The following is a 4057-nucleotide window of genomic DNA, read 5'->3' as shown; positions in this document are numbered from 1 at the left end:
TTTGTACCTAACCTAAAGCAAAAAATTCCTATTTTTAAGGACTTTATAGCATAGCTTATTGCGATTTGTCTTTTTTTTAATATTGCACCTAAAAAATTTTTGTACCCAACATTCATTAACTTCGTTAATAATATTGCCATTTTTATACCCAAGCTAAACCGTTTCACCCCCTTAAATAGAAAAGCTTTCTTCTCGCCCTTTATCACCTCATTTATTCCCCCTTCTTTATCCGCTACATTTCATTGAATAATTTTCATCATTTATCCCCTCATTTATCACCCCCTTTATACCCATCTCCCATTCCTCCCTATCTTGCATTCTACGCATTCAAATCTCATCTTAACGCTATCCTTAACACAAATCCTTATAGCCTTTATACTCATTCTTTCTCTCATTTATCACCTCATTTATTGCCTTTTTCTCACCACTATTTCAATCCTAAATCCCTGTTTATTTCCAACCACTTTTGATATAAACTATACCCCACATATAAAAACACTTATTTACTACCCAAGTTTAATAAAAATACGGTATAATTCCACAAAACTACCAAATACATAGGAGCATTTATGCCTAAGACAGATACAAAACCAAACGCAAAAAATCGAATATACAAAGCTATAGAAACTTGGTTTACCAAAATATACCTAAACAAAATAATTCACAACGCCAAAGACACTAGCATCTTTATCAACAAAAGCAGTTGCCTAGCATTCATACTCTCAATCTATGGCAAAACAGATGAAAACAAAAGCAAAATGACACCTGCTGTTATTGCTTATATCAAAAAAACAAAAAACACTTTTATTGCCAAACTAAAAAGAGTTAAAAACCATGAGAGCATTATCGATTTACAAGCCAAATACCCAAAGCTTGATATAGTTTCAGCCTATCAGTTTCTAACACTCAAAGACAAATTCAAAATCACCAAATCAGAAATCCAAGATTTTGAAACACTAATCGATATTCTTTCAAAAAACGCCCAAAAATCAAAAAAATAACCCTAAAACGATAAAAACCATTAAAAAAATCATTTTAGCCTTTTAAAGGCTAATTCTGTCATTTTAAACCCTATATCCATTCAAGATACCCACTTGCAATCAAAAAAACACAAAAAACCTACAAAAACCGCAACACAAAACAAAAACCACAGTCCATTTCAAAACTGCAAAGCATTTTTGAAAATTCGCAAGAACTTCTAAAATAAGCCCTAGCTCTCATATTATCGCTATAAATCAAGCACAATCAAAAATACACGCCATGAAGAAAATTTTGCAGTTTTTAGCTCTAAAGTCTATTTTTGCCAAAAATCTTACACAATAACTCGATTATCAATAATGCTTAAAAACCTACAAAATAGATATTTTAAAAGCTTTTTACAAATCGCAAAATGTCGGTAAAACATTAGCATAATTTGCCTACAACAATAAGCTTTAAACGCCTATATTTAGGCTATATTATTGCATTATGTCCATTGGCTCAACTTTTTACATTTTTTTCAAAAAAGCAAAAGAGCCTAAAAATAAGGGTTTTAGCATAATAAGCCCTGAATATTGATATTTTATTTTTTTATTACACTTTTTAGTATATTTTTTTAAACAATAAAAATTAAATTAATATTAAAAACCCTATAAAATAGTATTTTAAATAAACTCTTTTTTGTAGTTAAGTTGTAATAAAGTTGCACTCAAGTTATAGTAAAAATAACATTAACTACATATTAACTACACTTTTACTTCAAAAAACATGCAAATTTTCACATTTTTGTAGTCGAAGTGTAATAAAGTTGAACTCAAGTTGTAGTTAAGTTGAAAATAATTGCAATAAAGTTGCACTCAAGTTGTAGTTATGTTGTAGTTAAGTTGTAGTTAAGTTGAAAATAAAATGCAGTTTATCAAGTAGCGTTTTTTTGCCCTCAAGTTGTAGTCAAGTTGCACTCAAATTGTAGTTAAGTTGTAGTCAAGTTGAAAATAAAGTGTGATTTATTCCAAAAAAAGTATAATTAAGTTGTTTTTTATGTTTATTTTATGTTTCTTTTTATACAATTATATTATATATTTATTACAAATTTTAAAAAATATGTAATATAATTATATATAAGTTAAAAAACAATTTTTTACCAAAAAAAGGAGTAAATAATGTCAACACAAAAAATTGCCATTGATATAGGATATGGAGATACAAAAGTATTCTTCAATGGAAAAACTTTAAAATTTCCATCAGCTGTTTCTGAGGTGAGACAAGCTCAAGTAGATTTATCTGAAACAAAAACAGATGTATATACCTACAATGGAACTCAATATAGAGTAGGGGAAAAAGCAATTACAAATGCTATAGCAACTAGGGGTTTTAATTTTTTAAATAAATACTCTCCTTTGTTAGTTTTTCATGCTCTTAATCAAACAGGAGTAGATTTATCACAACCTATTGAAATAGCAACAGGACTTTCTATTTTAAATTATCATAGTGCAAATGATTTTAAAGAAGTGATAGAAAATTTTACAATTAATAAGATTCATCTTGAACCAAGTGTATTTTTATTTGCACAAGGGCAGGGTATATTTTTAGAATATCCAAATCATGAAGATAGTCTTGTGGGTGTAATTGATATAGGCTATAACACTTTAGACTTTTTGGTTTTTGAAGATAAAGAGCCAAGATCAGATCTTTGTTTTGCAAATCAAGGCGGAGCAAATCGTATTATAGTAGATTTACAAAAAATATTAACAAGAGAGTTTAGAGTAGATTTTAGTGAGCAAGAAGCTAAGAAAGTATTCTTAAATAAGGAAGTTAAAATTGCTGGTAAAGTAATTGATTTCAAAGATGAAATTAAATCCATGACTGAAAGATATATTGATTTTGTATTAGATGAATTTGCTAATAAGTGTGGTGATTTGATGATGCGTTCTGATGGCGTTATTATAGGCGGAGGCGGTGCTTATTTCTTAGATCAAGAATATATAAAAGAAACGCACCCAAATATTATTTTAGCACCTAGTCCGCATGAATTTTCAAATGTTAGAGGTTATTATAAAGGTGCTTTTGAAAACTAAGGTAAGGAGATAGATAATGCTTTCTTTAATTCTTAATATGGATGTTAGATATTTTCTTTTTATTCTAATTTTTATAGCTATAATATGTTTTTTTCTATGGAAATCTCTTGAAGAAGAATTAAACTTTACAAGCAGAATGATTTTAATATGTTTATCGCTTATTTTCATTTTTGCGAGTTATAAGTTTTATGATGCTTTTTATTATAAAGAAAATAGTGCCAAAAAAGAAGCTGTTCAAAACTATATACAAACTATAGAAAACAAAATCGATCCAAGATTTAAAGATAAAATCAAAGAACAATTTAGTTCTATACCTAATACTTTTGGTTTTAATTTATGCTATGAGAATAATTATACAGGTGAAACTTGTTTAAACTATCTTTTTTATTTTGAAAATAAGGTCAAAGATGAAGTTAAAAAAGCTAGGGAAGAGTTTTTTAAAAGTAGAGATATTAACAATAATATCAATGATAATTTTAACAAAGGAGAAAAAAATGAATCAAGAAATTAAAAATGTAGAAGTTCCAATGAATGAGAATACTTACAAGAAATGGCAAAGAGTTCCAAAAGACATGCAAGAAAAAGCTATTGAAGCTGCTCTTACAATGTTATGGAGAGATGAAGTATTTTTCTATACTTTTTTTAATGGACACATTGAAGAAGGCGAGATTAGAATAGAAGCAAAGCGTGAAGAAAAAGTTGAATTTCCTTATTAGGATATTCAGCACACAAATTGCTTTAAGTACATATTATGATGTAAAAGAGAATATATGAAAACTTTTAATACTGATGATTATATTGCGATTGTAAAAATCATACCATTTAGTGAAAGAAGAACTTGTTTTTGTGATTTTGCAAAACAGAATGAAATAAAAATTGAGAAGATAAATTGGAAAAATTACATAAACAAAGAAGATCTTAAAAAAGTTTATACAATTTATAAAAACAAGCCACATGAAAGAAATTTCTTTCATGAAGAAAAGCTTATTGTTAAAGCTTTTGAA

General features: G+C 27.8%; 5 protein-coding genes. All 5 read left to right on the top strand.

The window, feature by feature from the left end:
- Nucleotides 1-569 precede the first annotated feature (569 nt).
- On the top strand, nt 570-1001 hold the full coding sequence (locus tag CCO88_RS09020) for a hypothetical protein (protein ID WP_002840381.1): 432 nt from the start codon (nt 570-572) through the stop codon (nt 999-1001).
- A gap of 1137 nt (nt 1002-2138) precedes the next feature.
- Nucleotides 2139-3053 (top strand): ParM/StbA family protein, encoded by a 915-nt coding sequence (locus tag CCO88_RS09015; protein WP_002840379.1) that lies wholly within the window; start codon nt 2139-2141, stop codon nt 3051-3053.
- 16 nt (nt 3054-3069) lie between these two features.
- The gene (locus CCO88_RS09010; protein ID WP_002840377.1) at nt 3070-3564 is read left to right on the top strand and encodes a hypothetical protein; all 495 of its coding nucleotides are present in this window, start codon (nt 3070-3072) and stop codon (nt 3562-3564) included.
- Nucleotides 3548-3769, top strand: coding sequence for a hypothetical protein (locus CCO88_RS09005; RefSeq protein WP_002823769.1), 222 nt, complete (start codon nt 3548-3550; stop codon nt 3767-3769). The genes CCO88_RS09010 and CCO88_RS09005 overlap by 17 nt, the downstream gene beginning before the upstream one ends.
- Nucleotides 3770-3823: 54 nt before the next feature.
- A partial coding sequence (locus tag CCO88_RS09000; protein ID WP_002840375.1) for a hypothetical protein occupies nt 3824-4057 on the top strand: 234 nt, incomplete at its 3' end.

The organism is Campylobacter coli LMG 9860 (assembly GCF_000254135.1).
In the GTDB taxonomy this organism is placed as follows: Bacteria; Campylobacterota; Campylobacteria; order Campylobacterales; family Campylobacteraceae; genus Campylobacter_D; species Campylobacter_D coli.
The sequence above is the reverse complement of the archived record's forward strand: the minus strand, read 5'-3'. Positions and strand labels throughout refer to the sequence as shown.

Coding starts and splice junctions, on each gene's coding strand:
- CCO88_RS09020 (WP_002840381.1), top strand. CDS start 570: ATGCCTAAGACAGATACAAAACCAAACGCAAAAAATCGAATATACAAA.
- CCO88_RS09010 (WP_002840377.1), top strand. CDS start 3,070: ATGCTTTCTTTAATTCTTAATATGGATGTTAGATATTTTCTTTTTATT.
- CCO88_RS09015 (WP_002840379.1), top strand. CDS start 2,139: ATGTCAACACAAAAAATTGCCATTGATATAGGATATGGAGATACAAAA.
- CCO88_RS09005 (WP_002823769.1), top strand. CDS start 3,548: ATGAATCAAGAAATTAAAAATGTAGAAGTTCCAATGAATGAGAATACT.